The following is an 18,373-nucleotide window of genomic DNA, read 5'->3' on the forward strand; positions in this document are numbered from 1 at the left end:
GGCTGGACAAGGTCAGCCCCGCCCGGCAGTCTGGCGTGCAAGCGGGAGGCGCACAAGCGCCCTGTGCGATGAGAGGATGATGAAATGGTCGACAGCCCCGGGCTCGACGACGCTGCGCTGGATCGCCGCGCGCTCCTGCGGAGCGCGATCCTGCTCGTCGGCGGCACCCTGGCCGGCCTGCCCGACATCGCCTTTGCGACCGCTCCCACCAGGGCCTTCTTCATGCCCGCCGAACGTGCCGTGCTCGACTCGGTCTGCGCCGCCTTCATCCCGCGCACCGACACGCCGGGCGCGCTCGAAGCGGGCGTGCCCGCCTTCATCGATGCGATGATGACCAACTGGGCAGCGCCCGCCACCGCCGCCGGCTTCCGCACTGTACTGGCGCGAATCGACAGCGAGGCCCGCGCGGCAACCGGCAAAGGGTTCGCGGCGCTCACCGCGGCCGAGCGCGACGCCCGGCTCGCCGCTTTCGATACCGCCGCCTTCGCCGCCGACGACCCGGCCTGGCATCGTTTCAGGAACCTCGCCCTGACCGGCTATTATTTCTCGGAAAGCGGCGCGACGCAGGAGCTTCGCTACGAATTGGTGCCCGGTGCGTGGGAGCCGAACGTGAAGATGGGCCCCGACACCCGCGCCTGGGCCGGCTGAGCATGACCATCGGGGGACGAGTATGAGCTTCGACGCGATCGTCATCGGATCGGGCATGAGCGGCGGCTGGGCCGCCAAGGAGCTCACCGAACGCGGGCTCAAGACGCTGGTGATCGAACGCGGCCAGCATATCGAGCATGGCAGCGATTACACCGACTCGCTCTCGCCCTGGGAGCTCGACAATTACGGCCAGGTCTCGGAGTCCGAGATCGAGGCGGATTATGAAGTGCAGAGCAAATGCTATGCCTTTTCCACCGCCAACAAGCATTTCTGGGCGAAGGACAGCGACCACCCCTATTCGACGCCCGAGGACAAGCCCTTCTACTGGATCCGCGGCTATCATCTCGGCGGCCGCTCGCTGATGTGGGCGCGGCAATCCTATCGCCTGAGCGAGATGGATTTTGAATCGAACGCGAAGGACGGCTTCGGCACCGACTGGCCGATCCGCTATGCCGACATGGCGAAATGGTACGACCATGTGGAGATTTTTGCCGGCATCTCGGGCTCGACCGAAGGATTGTCGCAGCTCCCCGACGGCAAATATCTCCCGCCCATGGCGCTGACCCCGGTCGAGGCGGAATTCGGCCGCAAGATCCAGGCGGCCTTTCCCACCCGCCGGCTGATCACCGGCCGCTGCGCCCATCTCACGGCGCCGACGCCGGAGCATGAGGCGCTCGGTCGCGGCGCCTGCCAATACCGCTCGCTGTGCGAACGCGGCTGTTCCTACGGCGCCTATTTCTCCAGCCTCAGCGCGACCTTGCCGGCGGCGAAGAACACCGGCAACCTCACCATCGTCACCGACGCGATCGCGCACAGCATCGTCTACGACCCCAGGACCGGCAAGGCATCGGGCGTACGCGTGATCGACCGGAATACGAAGGTGGGCAAAGTCTATGAGGCGAAGCTGGTCTTCCTCTGCGCCTCGACCATCGGCACGGCGCAGATCCTGCTGACCTCGACCTCGGAGGCCTTTCCGACCGGCCTCGCCAACCGTTCCGACATGGTCGGGCGCAACCTGACCGACCATATCAGCGGCATGGGCGCGACCGGCACCTATCCCGGCTTCGACGACATCTATCATCATGGCCGCCGCCCCAACGGCTTCTACGTCCCGCGCTATCGCAACGTGACCGAGCCGGGCGACGGCTATACCCGCGGCTTCGGCTTCCAGGGGCGCGGGCTGCGCCCCAGCTGGCAGCGCGGCATAAGCGAGCCCGGCACCGGCGCCGCGCTGAAGGCCAAGCTGCGCAAGCCGGGGCCATGGTCGCTCAATCTCAGCGGATTCGGCGAGATGCTGCCGCGGCCCGAAAACCGCGTCACGCTTCACCCGACCCGCACCGACAAATGGGGCATCCCCATCCCGCATATCGATGTGGCGCTCGGGGCGCAGGACCTGAAGATGATCGACCAGTGCAACGCCGATGCCCGGGCGATGCTCGAGCTGGCCGGCTGCACCGACATCACCCAGCGCGAGCATTATGGCGGGCTCGGCCTCGGCATCCATGAAATGGGTAGCGCGCGCATGGGCAAGGACCCGAAGACCTCCGTGCTCAACGGCTATAACCAGGCGCATGACGTGCCGAACCTGTTCATCACCGACGGATCGTGCATGGCCTCGTCCGGCTGCCAGAACCCCTCGCTCACCTATATGGCGATGTCGGCGCGCGGCGCGCACCATGCGGTGGAGTTCCTGCGCGCCGGCAAGGCCTGACGTCGATTCACATCGCGGCCCGGCCGTGGCAGCGCGGCGCGGTTCGGGCATCGGCCGGGACCGCTCTTTCTTATTGTCGATTCTGTTGGACGATTTCCGGACGTCGTCAGCGGAAAAACAGCGGTATTTTCGCGCAAATGTACCGCTGTTTTCCGCTGTTATCCGGTAACAGGGAAAAGGCCTGGCAAGCCTTTGGAAACGGGCAGGAATTCGGGCCGGAAAATCCAACATAACAGCGGAAAGAAAAAAGAACGCGCGAATCCGCCCCTTTGTTGGAGAATCCTACTCGATCGGGACGCAGGCCTTGCCCGTGTTCGCGCAGAACAGCTTGAGCACGTCGCCCTTGAAGTCGAGCTTGCCGATCGATGTCATCGTCGCGGCGATCACGCCTGGCATTGCGGCGCGCTGACGGACGGCCGCGCTGGTTTCGGCCGCCGCGACCAGCGCGCGCAGGTCCACAACCGACAGCGCCGCGGCATAGGCATGGCCCTCGGCGTCGAGCAGCCGGCCGGTTTCCCGCGCAGCGACCGCCTTGGCCGTCGCGCGCAGCTCGGCCTTTTCGTCCTCGCTCAGTTCCTTGTGCGCCGCGACCAGCTCCTCGGTCTCCTTCGCGGTGATCAGCGGCACCAGCACCGCGAGCGTCCCCGCATCGGCCAGCCGCCGGCCGAGCAGTTCGGCTTCCGTCGATGGCGCCGCAGCCTGCAGCGCCATCGCAACCAGCATCGTCCCGATCATGGCATCCCTCCCGGCCGGTCGAAGCCGGCCACGGCATCGCCGAGCGTCTGCATCAGCGCAGCGTTGCGCTTGTCCGGCGTATTGCCCAGCCGCACGACGACGATCCCGCGCCCCGGCCCGCTCTCCGGGCTGGCGATCACCAGCTGGCCGAGATGCCCATCCGCCGCGACGGCGCTTGCCGGGCCCTTGCCGGGGAACAGGGTCGCCTTGCCCTCGGCCCCGCCCGGCCGGTTGAGCCAGGTCTGGGCACCATATTCGGCATTGGTCGGCGAGGGCGTCTTCATGAAGTTGAGCCAGGCCGGATCGACCACCTGCCGCCCGTCGGCTGCCTTGCCGTCGAGTAGCAGGCCGCCGATCCGGCCCCAATCGTCGAGCGTCATGTGCATGATCGATCCGCCGATCTGGGTGCCGGCCCCGTCGAACTCGAGCACCGCGCTGGTAATCCCCGCGGGCCGGAACAGCCTGGACTGGGCGAACTCGCTATAGGCCTTCGCCCGAACCCGCGGATCGCGGCTGTCGGTCAGCGTCCGCGACACGATCTCGGCAAGGGTGATGCTGGTGAGCGAGCTGTAGCGGAACTTGGTGCCCGGCTTGGTCTCGAGCGGATGGTCGATCGCCGCCGCCGCCATCGCCGCGGTGTGGCTGACGAACAGGGTCTGGTTGGTATCCGATTTCTCGACCGGATCGCCCACCTCGATATGCTGGAGGCCGGACGACATCTGGAGCAGGTGGCGCAAGGTGATCGCGGCACGCGGATCGCCGGGTTTGTGCCACTCCGCGATCGGCGCCGGCGCGTCGAGCTTGAGCCGGCCGTCGGTCACCAGCGCGCCGACCAGCATGCCGGTCACCGTCTTCGCCATCGACCAGCTGATGAAGCGGTTCGCATCGGAATAGTCCGACGCATAGGCCTTGTACGCCGGACACCCGTTAGCGGTCACCAGCACGGCGCGCGTTTCGGGGTGAGCGGAGAACAACAACTGGATCGGTCCCATCGACTTTGAAAGGTCGGCACCGGGGCAGGCGGTAAAGCTGAAGGTTGTCGCGAGCGAGGGCGGCGCATCGGTGCTCGCCAGGAGGACGGGCACCATAGCGAGAAAGGCGGCCTTGCGCAGCATCGCCGCCACGATAGGGTGCACGCCCATGAAGGCAAGGCGCATCGCGGTCGGTCTGGGAGTGGTGGTGGTGGCGCTGCTCGCCGCCGCGTTCCTCTACGCCCGCTCGCTCACGCCGCAACTCCAGCTCGGCACCGGCTATGCCGCCCGCGTCGCCTGTGCCTGCCGCTATATCGGCAACCGCGACCTGAAGAGCTGCCGCGCCGATTTCGAACCCGGCATGGAAGCGATCCGCCTCTCGGACGATCCCGCGACGAAGACGGTGACGGCCTATGTCCCGCTGATCGCCAGCCGTTCGGCGACGTATGATCCGGTGCTCGGCTGCCAGTCCGAGCCGTTCAAAGGCACGCCGCTCAAGCTGCGCTAAAAACCCCTCTCCCATCGGGAGAGGGAGGGGCCCGCCGCGCAGCGGTGGGAGGGTGAGGGTGATTGTCTGCTTCCCTACTCACCCTCATCCGGCGCTACGCGCCACCTTCTCCCGCTGGGAGAAGGATTAAGCAGCCACCGCCACCCGCGCCCGCTCGGTTTCCTCGATCCACCCACCGCCGAGCACCCGCTCCCCGGCATACAGCACCGCCGCCTGCCCCGGCGCGACGCCATATTCGGGCGCGTCGAACACCACCCGGTCGCCGATCAGCCGCGCCGGCACCGGCTTGGCCAGCGAGCGCACCTTGGCGGTCAGCGGCCCCTGATGGTCGCCGCCGATCCAGTTGATCTCGGAAAGCCGCGCCCCCTCGACCGCCAGCGCGGTCTTCGGGCCGACCACCACGCGGCGGCTCTCCGGCTCGAGCCGCACGACATAGAGCGGCTCGGGCGTCCCGCCGATCTCGAGCCCGCGCCGCTGCCCCACGGTGAAGTGGATCAGCCCGCGATGCCGCCCCAAGGTGCGGCCGCCCTCGTCGACGATCTCGCCGCTGGTATCGGCCTCGGGCCGCAGCTTCTTGACCAGCGAGGCGTAGTCGCCGTCGGGCACGAAGCAGATGTCCTGGCTGTCGGGCTTGGCCGCGACGCCCAGCCCCAGCTCCGCCGCCAGCTCGCGCACCCTTGTCTTGGGCAGCCCACCCAGCGGGAAGCGCAGATAGTCGAGCTGGTCCTGCGTCGTCGCGAACAGGAAATAGCTCTGGTCCCGCGCCGGATCGACCGCGCGGTGCAGCTCGGCGCCCGCCGGGCCTTCGACCCGGCGGACATAATGGCCGGTCGCCAGGCAATCCGCGCCGAGATCGCGCGCGACCTGGAACAGATCGGTGAATTTCGGCCCCATATTGCAGCGGACGCAGGGAATCGGCGTGCGGCCGCGCAGATATTCATCGGCGAAGCCGTCGATCACCTGGTCGCGAAAGCTCGATTCATGATCGAACACATAATGCGCGATGCCCAGCCGGTCGCACACCGCGCGCGCGTCGCGGATGTCGCGGCCGGCGCAGCAGCTACCGGCGCGGCCCACCGCCTCGCCATGATCGTAGAGCTGGAGCGTCACTCCGATCGTCTCGGCGCCGCTGCGCGCCGCAAGCGCCGCGACCACCGAGCTGTCCACGCCGCCCGACATCGCGACGACGATGCGCTTGCCGGTCAGGTCCGGCCCCAGCTGAAAATCGCCCTTAGTCATCATGCGGCGCAGATAGGCGCGCACGGCCCGCGATGCAAAGCCGCGCGCCTTTCCAAGGCCTTTAGACGAGCTTTACCGGAAGTTCAGACCCTTGCCGTAGATCAGTCTCGATCGAGTCTCTGACGCCGGAAAGGGCGCTATGGATCTTAGTTTTTCCCGGTTCGAAGCTGACGCCAGCGTCACCGTCCTTCCGCCTGATCTGGCGGTATTGATGGTGGGGATCGCCGCGCGCCAGGCCGCGAGCCCGACCGCGATGCGCCACGCCCATCTGGTGCCGGCGTTCAGCCATCGCAGCTGGTTCGCGCCGGAACACGGCGCGTTTAACCTTCAGGTCGCCGCAATGCTGAGCAGGGAACAGGAAGGAATGAACCCGGCGTTTACCGAGCCGCTTTAGCCGGTGTTCAAGTCCGCCCGTGTAATGACGTTGTAGAAGTAGAGAGGGGGCCCCCCGCCCCGATCGAGGTTGAGAATGATCGAAAACCAGAAGATACGCCCCGCCAAAGTCATCGGCCCGCTCGGCGAGCCGCTGACCCTGGACACGCTGCCCCCGCCCGAGACGACCCGGTGGGTCGTGCGCCGCAAGGCCGAAGTGGTGGCAGCCGTGAATGGCGGGCTGCTGTCGGTCGACGAAGTGTGCGACCGTTATGGCCTGACCGTCGAGGAATTCGCCGGCTGGCAGCGCGCGATCGACCGTTCGGGCATGCCGGGCCTGCGCGTGACGCGCATCCAGCATTATCGTTCGCTGTACGAGCGCCAGCAGAAATACTGACGCCGCCGCTTCAGCACGGCTGAAGATCCGCGCCCTCGCCGCCATCCTTTCGGGATGGTTGCGGGGGCGTTGTCGTTCAATCGAGCGAAACGCACGCGGAACAAATGCAAGCGGTCGTGAGTCTTTCCAGTCCGAACCCGGACTAGCCGGGAACAACGGAGGGAAACATGGTGGGTCTTATTGTTTGGCTCGTAGTTGGTGGCGTCGTGGGCTGGCTTGCCAGCATGGTCATGCGCACCGACGGGCAACAGGGCGTTATCCTGAACGTCGTGGTCGGCATCATTGGTTCGGTGATCGCATCCTTCCTCTTCGGAGGCGGCATCAACCAGGTCATCACCATCACGACCTTCGTCTATTCGCTGATCGGCGCGATCATCCTGCTCGCGATCGTCAACCTGGTCCGCCGCGGCAGCGTCCGCTAAGCACCAGGCCAGCGCAAAAGACGGGCCGCCCGGGCAACCGGGCGGCCCGTTTCGTTATTTGAGCAGGAACCGCACGTTCACCGAGACCGTTACCTCGGTCTCGCCGGGCACGACTCGGGTCGAGGCGTCCATGCCGGCGGCCATCGCGCGGTTGTTGAACATGATCGGCTGCGGCGTGCTGCCGTCATTCTGGCCCGCCTCGGAGATCGACAGAATCCGCGAGACGGAAAGGCCTGCGGCGCGCGCGTAGAGTTCGGCGCGGGTACGGGCACGCTTCACCGCATCGGCGCGGGCCTCGTCGAGCGCTGCCTCGGGCTGGTCGATCGACAGGGTTGGGCCGTCGATCTGATTCGCGCCTTCCGTCACCAGCGCATCGAGGATCGCGCCCGCCTTGGCGATGTCGCGGAAGCGGATCGCAACGCTGTTGCTCGCCTGATAGCCGGTCACGACCGGCGGCTGGCCGTCGGTGTAGCGATATTGCGGGCTGAGCGACACGCTCGCCGTGCGGTTGTCGCGCGGGGCGACGCCGGCGCGCTTCAGCGCCTCGAGTACGCCTGCCATGCGCTTGGCATTCTCGGCCAGCGCGGCCGCAGCGGTGGCGCCCTGAGTCACTACCCCGGCGCGAATCGTCGCCACGTCGGGCACGCGGGTCGTCTCGCCCTGGGCGGTCACGTCGAGGATCGCGCCATCGGCGACGATGGTCGGGGTCACCTGTGCCACGGCGGGCGACAGGGTAAGCGGCAGGGCGGCGAGCGCCACGGCGGTCGCTAGGTAACGCATCAATAGAACTCCCGTATCAGACCGAGCCGATTGGCCCGCGCGCCCTTCATGCGGCGACGCGGGCCAACCTAAGCTGAACGGGCCGGCGGGTCAGCGCACCCGGCGAGTCATCACCACGCGGTAGAGCGCGAGCAGAACGATCGCGCCGACCGTGGCCGCGGCATAACTCTGCCACCCCGCCTCGATATGCAGCCCCATCATCGGGGAGAGATACCCGGCGAGCAAGGCGCCCGCGATGCCGATCAGGATGGTGACGATGAACCCGCCCGGATCCTTGCCGGGCATGATAATCCTGCCAAGAATGCCGGCCACCAGGCCGATCAGAATCCAGCCCAAGAAGCTGTTGTGCAAAAGCATCGCTTCACTCCCCTAGATTGCGGCACGCTGACGCGGCGCCGCGGCGAACGTCGCTCTCATGCTGCCGAGATGCAACAGTTTCTTTACCACGCAGGGGCGCCGGGCTTGCGAAAATGGCCCGAAACGGCCATGGGCGCTCTCGCGGAAAACGACCCCTTGAGGTCGGTGACTTATTTCTATAATACAGTCCAACGATAACGACGACGCCACCTGGGCGGGACGGGGAAAGTGACGCACATGAATTACGGGCAGCCGACCTTCGGTTCTGACGATCACCTTGCCTTGCCGGGCGAGGGTCGGTCGAATCGCCGTTGGTGGATCATCGGCGCGGCCATCCTGGCGGTCCTCATCGTCATCGGCGCCTATTTCGCCATGTCGGGCGGCAAGAAGGACGGCGCGGCCACTGCCGCCGCCGGCGGCGGCAAGACCGAGCAACTGCCGACCGTCTCGGTCGCGATTCCGGGTCGCCAGGCCTCGGCACGAATCATCTCGGCAACGGGATCGCTCGCCGCGCGCCGCGAGATGCCGATCGGCGTCGCCGGCGAAGGCGGCATGGTCACGCGCGTGCTGGTCGAGCCCGGCCAGTGGGTCGGCGCAGGCCAGGTGCTCGCAACGGTCGACCGTGCCGTGCAAACCCAGACCGGCGCCTCCCTCGCGGCGCAGGTCAATGTCGCACGCTCGGACGCGGCGATCGCCCAGTCCGAGCTCGACCGCGCCCAGGCGCTGGTCAATCGCGGCTTCATCTCCAAGGCCGATCTCGAGCGCAAGGCCGCCACCCGCGACGCCGCAGTGGCGCGCGTCCGCGTCGCCCAGGCGCAGCTCGCCGAGCAGAATGCCCGCACCGGTCGCCTGGACATCCGCGCGCCGGCCGCCGGCCTGGTGCTGACTCGCAGCGTCGAGCCGGGCATGGTGATCAGCTCCGGCTCCGGCACGCTGTTCCGCATGGCCAAGGGTGGCGAGATGGAAATGCGCGCGCAGCTGAGCGAAGCCGATCTTGTCGGCCTTCCCCTCGGTGTGAGTGCGCAGGTCGTACCCGTCGGTGGCGATACCGCCTTTTCGGGCGAGGTCTGGCAGGTTTCGCCGGTCATCGACCCGCAGACCCGCCAGGGCATCGCGCGTATCGCGCTCAGCTACAACCCGGCGCTCAAGCCCGGCGGTTTCGCCTCGGCGACGATCCGCCGCGGCTCGACCGACTTGCCGCAGCTGCCCAACTCGGCGATCCAGAGCGACACGAAGGGCAATTTCGTCTATGTCGTCGGCGACGGCAACAAGGTCGTCCGGCGCGCGGTGAAGCTCGGTGAGGTTTCCGACAACGGCGTCGCGATCGCCGAAGGCCTGGCCGGCACCGAGCGTGTCGTGCTTTCGGCAGGAGCGTTCCTCAACGCCGGACAGAAGATCAAGCCCGTCCTCCAGAAAACGCAAGGCTGACCGCCATGAGCTTTCGCAACATCTCCGCCTGGTCGATCCGGAACCCCGTTCCGTCGATCGTGCTGTTCTTCATGCTGACGGTCGCCGGCATCGTCAGCTTCAGCACGATGGAGGTGAACAACAACCCTGACATCGATTTCCCGGTGGTGATCGTCCAGATCAGCCAGCCGGGCGCGGCGCCGACCGAGCTGGAGAACCAGGTCACCCAGAAGGTCGAATCCGCGGTCCGCAGCCTGCAGGGCATCGACGAGATCAACTCGACGGTGACCGAAGGCAGCTCGGTGACGGTCGTCCAGCTCAACATCGGCACGCCGATCGACCGCGCGGTCGAGGACGTGCGCAGCGCCGTCCAGCAGATCCGGTCCGATCTGCCCGACGGCATCCTCGAGCCGCAGGTGTCGCGCGCCAACACGTCGGGCGACGACCTCGCCAGCTATGCCGCGGTCGGCACCGACATGACGATCGAGCAGCTGAGCTGGTACATCGACAACAATGTCGCGAAGGAACTGCTGGCGGTTCCCGGCATGGCGACGGTCAGCCGCAATGGCGGCGTGGACCGCGAGATCCGCATCATCCTCGATCCCGCCAAGCTCCAGTCGCAGGGCCTGACCGCGAGCCAGGTCAACCAGCAGCTGCGCCAGGTGAACCTCAACGCCGCAGGCGGCCGCGCCGAGATCGCCGGGTCGGAACAGTCGGTCCGCGTGCTCGGCAATGCCAAGAACGCCTATGATCTCGGCCAGACCCAGATCGCCGTCGGCGGCGGGCGCACGGTCAAGCTGGCGGACATCGCCCAGGTCCGCGATCTCTATGCCGAGCAGCGCTCCGCCTCGGAGATGAACGGCCGCCAGGTGCTGAGCTTCGACTTCCAGCGCTCCAAGGGCGCGTCGGACGTGTCGGTCTACAAGGGCGCCAAGGAGAAGCTGGCCGCGCTCGAGAAGCGCAACCCGAAGGTCCATTTCCAGCTGATCTTCAACGAAGTGAAATATGCCGAGCAGCAATATCATTCGGCGATGGAGGCCATGGTCGAGGGCGCGGTGCTCGCCGTGCTCGTCGTGTTCCTGTTCCTGCGTGACTGGCGCTCGACGATCATCTCGGCGCTCGCCATCCCGCTGTCGGCGATTCCGACCTTCTGGTTCATGGACCTGCTCGGCTTCAACCTGAACCAGATGACTCTGCTCGCGCTCAGCCTGGTGGCGGGTGTGCTGGTCGACGATGCGATCGTGGAGATCGAGAACATCGTCAGGCATATGCGCATGGGCAAGACGGCCTATCAGGCATCGATCGACGCCGCCGACGAGATTGGTCTCGCGGTGCTCGCCACCACCATGTCGATCGTCGCGGTGTTCCTGCCGGTCGGCCTGATGCCGGGCGTCTCGGGCCAGTTCTTCAAGAATTTCGGCCTGACCGTCGTCGTCTCGGTGCTGATGAGCCTGGCCGTCGCGCGTCTCGTGACGCCGATGATCGCCGCCTATTTCCTGAAGGCGCACGGCCAGGCCAAGCATGGCGAAGGCCGCCTGATGGACATGTACATGTCCACGCTGAAATGGACGCTGCGGCATCGCTGGTCAGCGGTCGTCGGCGGCGTCGTCTCCTTCGCGCTCACCATCGTGCTGTTCGGCACCTTGCCGATGACCTTCCAGCCCGACCAGGACCAGGACGCCAGTACCGTGAACGTGGAGATGGTGCCCGGCACCACGCTCGACGAGACCAGGCTTGTCGTGCGGCGCGTCGCCGATTTCATGCAGAAGCAGCCCGACGTCGAATCGGTCTATTCGCGCGCCTTTGTCGGCAACGGCCGCGTCACCGCCATCTTCAAAGAGAAGAAGACGATGAAGAGCACCGAGTTCGAGCGATCGCTCGCACCGGAGCTGGCGAAGATCCCCGATGCCCGGGTCTCGTTCCGGTCGAACAATGGCTGGGGCGGTAGCGGCCGCGACCTGACCATCACGCTCGGCGGCGACGATCCCGTGCTGCTGACCGCGACGGCGGTGAAGATCGTCGAGCAGATGGGCAAGCTGCCCTCGCTCGTCGCGCCGCGCATCACCGGCGACCTGAAGCGGCCCGAGATCGTCATCTCGCCGCGCATGGACCTGGCCGCCAATCTCGGCGTGACGACTCAGGCCCTGTCCTCGGCGATCCGCATCGCGACGCTCGGCGACATCGACCAGAACAGCGCGAAATTCTCGCTGTCCGATCGTCAGATCCCGATCCGCGTCGCGCTCGACCAGAATGCGCGCCAGCGGCTGTCGACGATCCAGAACCTGCCGGTGCAGACCTCGACCGGCAGCTCGGTCCCGCTCAGCCTCGTCGCCGAGATCGGCTTCGGTGCCGGCCCGACCAAGATCGACCGCGTCGCGCAGCAGCGCCAGATCACGATCGGCGCTGACCGCGGCAACGACAAGAACGGCAAGCAGATCGTTTCCAGCGAAGCGATGAAGCAGATCCACGACCTGCCCGCGATGAAGAACCTGCCGGTCGGGATCAGCGAGCTGACGCTTGGCCAGGCCAAATGGCAGGCGGAGATGATCAAGAACTTCATCGTCGCGGTGGTGGCGGGCATCTTCCTGGTCTTCGCGGTGCTGGTGCTGCTGTACCGCCGCCTGCTGCCGCCCTTCGTCAACATGCTCTCGCTGCTGGTGGCGCCGCTCGGCGGCCTGCTCGGGCTGCTGGTGACGGGTAATCCTGTGTCGATGCCGGTCTATATCGGCATCCTGATGCTGCTCGGCATCGTCGCCAAGAACTCGATCCTGCTGATCGACTTCGCGCTGGAGGAAATGGGCAAGGGTGTCGACACCGTGGTCGCGATCATCGATTCGGGCCACAAGCGCGCCCAGCCGATCGTCATGACCACGGTGGCGATGGTCGCCGGCATGGTGCCGACCGCCCTGTCGCTGAGCGGCGACGGATCCTGGCGTGCGCCGATGGGCATCGTCGTGATCGGCGGGCTCATACTCTCGACCGTGCTGACCCTGCTGATCGTTCCGGCGAGCTTCAGCCTGGCAGTGGGCATCGAGCGCTGGATCGGGCCGAAGCTCGGCCGCCGCCTGCTCACCTATCGTCCGGGCGACGATGGCCGGCCGGTGATCGACCATGATCCGGGCCCGCACCGGATCGGGCCGAAGCCGGCAACGATCGTGCACCGTTCCGGTGACGACGAACCCCAGCCCGCGGAATGAGGCGTCCGTCCGGCCCCGTGATGCGTCGGGGCCGGATGCCAAATCGACTCTCCACTTGAACAATCCCGGGTTTCGGGGATTGTTTCGGACATGAAGCTGCTCGCCCGCGCACCTCGGAACGGGGAACCCATCCCCGCGGGCTTGCGCCGGATGCGCTGGATCGCGACCGGGCTGCTCGTGCTGATGGCGGCAACCTTCCTCGCTGCCCGCGCCATCGGCCCCGTCCATCCCGCCATCGGTTTCATCCGGGCCTTTGCCGAAGCAGCGATGGTCGGCGGCCTGGCCGACTGGTTCGCCGTCACCGCTTTGTTCCGCCATCCGCTCGGCCTGCCGATCCCGCACACCGCGATCATCCCGCGCAACAAGGATCGCATCGGCGAGACGCTCGCTGCCTTTCTGCGCGACAATTTCCTCGTGCCCGGCGTCGTCGCGCGCCGCATGCGCCAACTCGACGTCGCTGGCGCGGCCGGCCGCTGGCTCGCGAGCCCTGCCGGCACCCAGGGCCGGCTGCGCAAAGGTGCCTCGCGTCTCGCCGCCAACATGCTCGAGGCGTTCGACCAGCAACGGCTGGGCGGCATGGTCAAGACCACGATCGGCCAGCGCCTGCGCGCGCTCGATATGTCGCCCCTGCTTGGCCAGGCGCTGACCGCGGCGATCGCCGAGGGGCGGCACGCGCCCTTGCTCGACGGCATCGTCCGCTGGGCGGCCAAGGTGCTGTCGGCGAACGAGCATATGATCCGCGCGATGGTGCACGACCGCGCCGGATCGGTGATGCGCTGGACCGGGCTGGACGAGACACTTGCCAACAAGATCATCGACGGTCTCGACAACCTCCTCCACGACATGGCCGAGGATTCGGACCACCCGCTGCGGGCCAAGGCCGAAGAAGGCCTCGCCGCGCTCGCCCATGACCTGCAGCATGACGAGAAGATGCGGGTGCGGGTCGAGGCGCTGAAGGCCGAGATCATCGAAAACCCGGCGATGCAGCGCTGGCTCGACGGCCTGTGGGAAAGCGCGCGTGCCGGCATGTTGCGGATCGCCCGCGATCCCGACGCAGCGCTGACCGGCCAGCTCGGCGAAGCGTTGCGCCAATTGGGCGACACGCTGCAAACGGACGAGATGCTGCGCGCGACGATCAACCGCTTCGTCCGCCGCACCGCGGTCGGCATGGCCGCCGATTATGGCGACGGCATCGTCCGCCTCGTCTCCGAGACGGTGCGCGGCTGGGATGCCCGCACGATCACGCGGCGGCTGGAGAATGCCGTCGGCAAGGACCTGCAATATATCCGGGTCAACGGCACCCTGGTCGGCGGGCTGGTGGGCCTGATCATCCACAGCATCGACGTGCTGCTGTGAACCGCTATCGCTCCCAGTCGACGATCGGCCAGCCCTTTTCCCGGGCGAGCGCCCGCAGCGGCCCGTGCGCGTTGACCGCGAACGCCTCGTCGGCCCAGTCGAGCACGGGCGCGTCGGACACGTGATCGGAATAGAAACGGATCGCCGCATCGGCCCGGTCGATGCTGTTCGCCGCCATCCAGGCCTGGATCATGCGGAGCTTGGCGGGGCCGTAGCAATTCTCGCCCGCGATCCGTGCGTGCAGCCGGTCCCCGACTTGCTCCACCTCGGTGCCGATGACGTCGTCAAAGCCAAGCCGCTCGGCGATCGCGCTGGCATAAAAGCGGTAGGAGGCCGTCGCCATCACCAGCCGATATCCCGCCGCCTTGTCCGCGGCGATCTGCGCGCGGGCGCCGGCGAAGATGCCAGAGGCAACGACCGAATCAGCGAACCGCTCCGCGGCCCGCCTGGCGTCGATATCGCGCATCCTGTGGCCGAGCAGCAGGCGTTGCGTGACCTGTTTCAGCCGCGCGCGATCGATTGCCTTCACCGCATAGGCGCCGGTCGCCGCGCCGGCGAGCGGCAGCAGGGCCAGCCGCCACGGGGCCTGATGCCGCGCCGTCCGGATGAGGAACGACGTCCAGGTCGGCGCGTGCGTGATCGTCTTGTCCATGTCGTAGATGGCAAGCTTGTGCGGGGCGGGTATCGGCATCGCCTCACCCTACGCACGGTGCGGCTTGCCGATCCAGCGCGATTGCACCAATGGTGCGCGATATGAACGAGATGGCCGCCTTCTCGAACGACCGCGCCGGTGACGGCAACGTTCTGCGTTTCACCGGCAATCTCTCGCTGGCCCAGATCGGCAACCTGCCCGAGCGGCTGCGCAGCTATAGCGGCGCGGTCGACGTGATCGATCTGAGCGGGATCGACCGGATCGACACGATCGGCGCCTGGCTGATCCATCGCTTCGCCGCCCAGCACAGCGCCCGGATCGAGGGCCTGAATCCCGACGGCATGCATCTCCTCCAGCAGGTCGAGGCAGCGGACCAGCACGTCGCGATGCGGCCGGCCGTCGAGTCCGGCTTCGTCCGCGTGGTCGGCGAGGTCGGCGACGCGATCGTGATAGGGTTGCGGACGCTGTACGGCCTGCTCGGCTTCCTCGGCGCGACGGTGATCGCGTTCGGCAACGTCATCCGTTATCGCCGCTTCCGCTTCAACGCGACGGTCCAGCGCTTCGAAGTGGTCGGCGTCACCGCGCTCGGCATCATCGGGCTGATGAGCTTCCTGATCGGCATCGTCATCGGCCAGCAGGGCGCCGTTCAGCTGCGCCAGTTCGGCGCCGAAGTCTTCACGATCAACCTGATCGGCCGAATTACCCTGCGCGAGCTTGGCGTGCTGATGACCGCGATCATGGTCGCCGGCCGGTCGGGATCGGCCTTCGCCGCGCAGATCGGCACGATGAAGTTGACCGAGGAAATCGACGCGATGCGCACGATCGGCGTGTCGCCGATGGAGGCGCTGGTGCTGCCCCGCGTCATCGCCGCGGTGGTGATGATGCCGCTGCTCGGCTTCTACGCCTCGCTCATCTCGATCATCGGCGGCGGGCTGTTCTGCTGGATCTCGCTCGGCATCCCCCCGATCACCTTCGTCCAGCGCATCCGCGAGGTCGTGCCGATCACCGATCTGTGGGTCGGGCTGGTCAAGGCGCCGGTATTTGGCGCGATCATCGCCATTGCCGGCTGCTTCCAGGGCATGCAGGTCGAGGCCGATGCCGAGCAGGTCGGCCTGCGCACTACCTCCGCGGTCGTCCAGGCGATCTTCCTGGTGATCGTGCTCGACGCTTTCTTCGCTGTCTTCTTTACCTGGATCGGCTGGACATGAGCCCGGGCGCGAGCGGCGAGACCGTCATCTGCGTGCGGGGACTGAAGAACAGCTTCGGCGAGCAGATCGTGCATGACGGGCTCGACCTGGATGTAAAACGCGGCGAGATCTTCGGCGTGGTCGGCGGCTCCGGCACCGGCAAATCGGTGCTGATGCGGTCGATCATCGGCCTGCAGGTGCCCGATGAGGGCGAGATCACCGTATTCGGCGAAAACACGGTCAACCTCGACGAGAATGAAGCAGTCAATATCCGCAAGCGCTGGGGCGTGCTGTTCCAGGGTGGCGCGCTGTTCTCCACGCTGACCGTTGCGGAGAACACCCAAGTCCCCTTACGCGAATTCTACCCCGGCCTCGATCAGGCGCTGCTCGACGAGATCGCTGCCTATAAGGTGGTAATGACCGGGCTGCCCGCCGATGCCGGGCCGAAATTCCCCGCCGAGCTGTCGGGCGGTATGCGCAAGCGCGCCGGCCTGGCGCGTGCCCTGGCGCTCGACCCGGAACTGCTGTTCCTCGACGAGCCGACCGCCGGACTCGACCCGATCGGCGCCGCGGCATTCGACGAGCTGATCGCCTCGCTCCAGCAGACCATGGGGCTGACGGTCTTCCTGATCACGCATGATCTGGATACGCTGTACGCAATATGCGACCGCGTCGCGGTGCTCGCGGACCAGAAGGTGATCGCGGTCGGCACGATCGATGAGCTTCTCGCGTTGGACCATCCGTGGATCCAGGAATATTTCAGGGGCCCGCGTGGCCGGGCGGCCACCGCAACACTTGAGCACAAGCAGCATGCGGAGCAGGCGGCCAAACGGGCGACCGAACACACAGGGGCTGAGGACTGATGGAAACCCGATCGAACCATGTCCTGGTGGGCGCCGTCGTGCTGATCCTGCTCGCCGTGCTCGCCATCTTCACCGTGTGGATCGCGCGGCTGAGCGGCAGCTCCGAGAAGGAGTATGACATCTTCTTCAAGCAATCGGTCGACGGGCTGAACAAGGGATCGACCGTCGCCTTTTCCGGCGTGCCTTCGGGCCAGGTGAAGGAAATCGCACTGTGGAAGCCCGATCCCCAGTTCGTTCGCGTGCGCATCAGCGTGAATGACGAGACGCCGGTGCTGCAGGGCACCACTGCGACGATCCAGGGCGTGGGCTTTACCGGCGTCAGCGAGATCCAGCTCGACGGCGCCGTCAAGGGCGCTCCGCCGATCGCCTGCCCCGAGATCAAGCCGGAGAATGACTGCCCGTTCGGCGTGCCGGTCATCCCGCCCAAGCAGGGCGGGCTCGGCGCGCTGCTCAACTCCGCGCCGAAACTGCTCGAGCGGCTGTCGACCCTGACCGAACGCCTGACCGAGATGCTGTCGGACAAGAACCAGGCGTCGATCACCGGCATCCTGGAGAACACCAACCGGCTGACCGGCGCGCTGGCCGATCGCGGGCCGGAGATCGCGGCAACGATCGCCGAGACCCGGGTCGCGATCCAGAAAGCGGGCGACGCCGCGCAGCAGATCGGTCAGCTCGCCAATACGACCAATGGCGTGATGACGAACGATGTCCGCCCGGCGATGCAGAACCTCAACAAGGCAGTGGCATCGGCGCAGCATAGCATGGAATCGCTCGATGCGGCGATCGGCGACGCCCGGCCGGGCATCCAGTCCTTCTCGAAGCAGACCATGCCAGAGGTCGGACAGCTCGTCCGCGACCTGCGCGTGATGTCGGCCGCGCTCACCTCGGTTGCCGAGAAGATCGATCAGGGCGGCGCCGGCTCGCTGGTCGGCGGACCGAAACTCCCCGATTACAAGGGTAAGACGAAATGAGCTCCATGATGCGCATCCGCACCCTCATGTTCGCGCTGCTGGCGACGGCCCCGCTTGCCGGCTGCATCAGTTTCGGCGCCAAGCCCCCACCCTCGCTGCTGACGATCACGTCGGCCGCGTCGATCCCGGTGGGTCAGACCCAGTCCTCCGCGACGGGCGGTACGATCCTCATCCTGGTACCCGCAGTCTCGCAGGCGCTCGCCACTCAGCGCGTGCCGGTACAGACCAGTGCGACCGACCTTGCCTATATCGTCGACGCGCAATGGGCCGAGCCCCCCGCCCGGTTGTTCGCGCGGCTGCTGTCGGACACGGTGAGCGCAAAGACCGGCCGCGTGGTGATCGGCGCCCAGTCGATGGTCGACCCCGGCGCGCGCCTGTCGGGCGAACTGCGCGCCTTCGGCGTGGAGGCCGGATCGCTCCAGGCCGTAGTGACCTATGACGCGGCGCTGACGCGCAAGGACGGCAATGTCGTCGAGAAGCGCCGGTTCGAGGCGCGCGTTCCGGTCTCGGCGATCGAGCCTGGTCCGGCGGGCGTCGCGATCAACCAGGCAGCGAACCAGGTCGCGGCGGAGGTCGCCGACTGGGTCGGCCGCTGACGCC

Annotated in this window: 19 protein-coding genes; 13 read left to right on the top strand and 6 right to left on the bottom strand. The window is 66.9% G+C overall.

Annotated features, from left to right (window positions below):
• The first annotated feature begins 84 nt into the window (after positions 1-84).
• The gene (locus tag WC729_RS27135) at positions 85-648 is read left to right on the top strand and encodes a gluconate 2-dehydrogenase subunit 3 family protein (protein WP_372857751.1); all 564 of its coding nucleotides are present in this window, start codon (positions 85-87) and stop codon (positions 646-648) included.
• Between the two features lie 22 nt (positions 649-670).
• Positions 671-2,359, top strand: a complete 1,689-nt coding sequence (locus WC729_RS27140) for a GMC oxidoreductase (RefSeq protein ID WP_372857753.1) — start codon at positions 671-673, stop codon at positions 2,357-2,359.
• 282 nt (positions 2,360-2,641) lie between these two features.
• Here the strand turns inward: WC729_RS27140 and WC729_RS27145 are convergent, their stop codons facing one another.
• Together WC729_RS27145 and WC729_RS27150 are read right to left on the bottom strand one after the other, a co-directional pair.
• The gene (locus tag WC729_RS27145; RefSeq protein WP_372857754.1) at positions 2,642-3,094 is read right to left on the bottom strand and encodes a hypothetical protein; all 453 of its coding nucleotides are present in this window, start codon (positions 3,092-3,094) and stop codon (positions 2,642-2,644) included.
• Positions 3,091-4,209: a serine hydrolase domain-containing protein gene (locus WC729_RS27150; RefSeq protein WP_372857755.1), complete on the bottom strand. Its 1,119-nt coding sequence runs from the start codon at positions 4,207-4,209 to the stop codon at positions 3,091-3,093. The genes WC729_RS27145 and WC729_RS27150 overlap by 4 nt, the downstream gene beginning before the upstream one ends.
• Positions 4,210-4,234: 25 nt before the next feature.
• Here WC729_RS27150 and WC729_RS27155 point away from each other — a divergent pair, with 25 nt between their 5' ends.
• Positions 4,235-4,573 (top strand): hypothetical protein, encoded by a 339-nt coding sequence (locus WC729_RS27155; protein ID WP_372857756.1) that lies wholly within the window; start codon positions 4,235-4,237, stop codon positions 4,571-4,573.
• A gap of 126 nt (positions 4,574-4,699) precedes the next feature.
• Here the strand turns inward: WC729_RS27155 and mnmA are convergent, their stop codons facing one another.
• Entirely contained in the window at positions 4,700-5,812 is a 1,113-nt protein-coding gene (gene mnmA / locus WC729_RS27160) for a tRNA 2-thiouridine(34) synthase MnmA (RefSeq protein ID WP_372857839.1), read from the bottom strand.
• Between the two features lie 139 nt (positions 5,813-5,951).
• Here mnmA and WC729_RS27165 point away from each other — a divergent pair, with 139 nt between their 5' ends.
• The 3 genes from WC729_RS27165 to WC729_RS27175 all read left to right on the top strand — a co-directional run bounded on the left by WC729_RS27165 (position 5,952) and on the right by WC729_RS27175 (position 7,003).
• Positions 5,952-6,206, top strand: coding sequence for a hypothetical protein (locus WC729_RS27165; protein WP_372857757.1), 255 nt, complete (start codon positions 5,952-5,954; stop codon positions 6,204-6,206).
• 75 nt (positions 6,207-6,281) lie between these two features.
• Complete coding sequence (locus WC729_RS27170) at positions 6,282-6,581, top strand: DUF1153 domain-containing protein (protein WP_272624352.1); 300 nt, start codon at positions 6,282-6,284, stop codon at positions 6,579-6,581.
• A 170-nt stretch (positions 6,582-6,751) separates the two neighbouring features.
• Complete coding sequence (locus tag WC729_RS27175; RefSeq protein ID WP_372857840.1) at positions 6,752-7,003, top strand: GlsB/YeaQ/YmgE family stress response membrane protein; 252 nt, start codon at positions 6,752-6,754, stop codon at positions 7,001-7,003.
• 54 nt (positions 7,004-7,057) lie between these two features.
• Here WC729_RS27175 and WC729_RS27180 read toward each other — a convergent pair whose 3' ends face one another.
• Both WC729_RS27180 and WC729_RS27185 read right to left on the bottom strand, forming a co-directional pair.
• Entirely contained in the window at positions 7,058-7,783 is a 726-nt protein-coding gene (locus WC729_RS27180; protein WP_372857758.1) for an SIMPL domain-containing protein, read from the bottom strand.
• Between the two features lie 90 nt (positions 7,784-7,873).
• Entirely contained in the window at positions 7,874-8,140 is a 267-nt protein-coding gene (locus WC729_RS27185) for a GlsB/YeaQ/YmgE family stress response membrane protein (RefSeq protein ID WP_372857760.1), read from the bottom strand.
• A gap of 237 nt (positions 8,141-8,377) precedes the next feature.
• Between WC729_RS27185 and WC729_RS27190 the strand changes: the two genes are divergently transcribed.
• The 3 genes from WC729_RS27190 (at position 8,378) to WC729_RS27200 (ending at position 14,100) form a co-directional block, all read left to right on the top strand.
• Positions 8,378-9,568, top strand: coding sequence for an efflux RND transporter periplasmic adaptor subunit (locus WC729_RS27190; protein ID WP_372857761.1), 1,191 nt, complete (start codon positions 8,378-8,380; stop codon positions 9,566-9,568).
• Positions 9,569-9,573: 5 nt separating this feature from the next.
• Positions 9,574-12,744, top strand: a complete 3,171-nt coding sequence (locus WC729_RS27195; RefSeq protein WP_372857762.1) for an efflux RND transporter permease subunit — start codon at positions 9,574-9,576, stop codon at positions 12,742-12,744.
• 90 nt (positions 12,745-12,834) lie between these two features.
• Entirely contained in the window at positions 12,835-14,100 is a 1,266-nt protein-coding gene (locus WC729_RS27200; RefSeq protein WP_372857764.1) for a DUF445 domain-containing protein, read from the top strand.
• Between the two features lie 4 nt (positions 14,101-14,104).
• On the opposite strand, the gene WC729_RS27205 is transcribed toward WC729_RS27200, so the two are convergent.
• Positions 14,105-14,791: an HAD family hydrolase gene (locus tag WC729_RS27205; protein WP_372857768.1), complete on the bottom strand. Its 687-nt coding sequence runs from the start codon at positions 14,789-14,791 to the stop codon at positions 14,105-14,107.
• 62 nt (positions 14,792-14,853) lie between these two features.
• Here WC729_RS27205 and WC729_RS27210 point away from each other — a divergent pair, with 62 nt between their 5' ends.
• Genes WC729_RS27210 through WC729_RS27225 form a run of 4 tightly spaced genes read left to right on the top strand, consistent with a single transcriptional unit; the run spans position 14,854 to position 18,369 of the window.
• Positions 14,854-15,960, top strand: a complete 1,107-nt coding sequence (locus WC729_RS27210; RefSeq protein ID WP_372857769.1) for an ABC transporter permease — start codon at positions 14,854-14,856, stop codon at positions 15,958-15,960.
• On the top strand, positions 15,957-16,802 hold the full coding sequence (locus WC729_RS27215) for an ABC transporter ATP-binding protein (RefSeq protein ID WP_372857770.1): 846 nt from the start codon (positions 15,957-15,959) through the stop codon (positions 16,800-16,802). Before WC729_RS27210 ends, WC729_RS27215 begins: the two co-directional genes overlap by 4 nt.
• On the top strand, positions 16,802-17,773 hold the full coding sequence (locus WC729_RS27220) for an MlaD family protein (protein WP_372857771.1): 972 nt from the start codon (positions 16,802-16,804) through the stop codon (positions 17,771-17,773). Before WC729_RS27215 ends, WC729_RS27220 begins: the two co-directional genes overlap by 1 nt.
• The gene (locus WC729_RS27225) at positions 17,770-18,369 is read left to right on the top strand and encodes an ABC-type transport auxiliary lipoprotein family protein (RefSeq protein WP_372857772.1); all 600 of its coding nucleotides are present in this window, start codon (positions 17,770-17,772) and stop codon (positions 18,367-18,369) included. Before WC729_RS27220 ends, WC729_RS27225 begins: the two co-directional genes overlap by 4 nt.
• The last annotated feature ends 4 nt before the right edge of the window (positions 18,370-18,373 follow it).

The organism is Sphingomonas sp. (genome assembly GCF_041661825.1).
In the GTDB taxonomy this organism is placed as follows: domain Bacteria; phylum Pseudomonadota; class Alphaproteobacteria; order Sphingomonadales; family Sphingomonadaceae; genus Sphingomonas.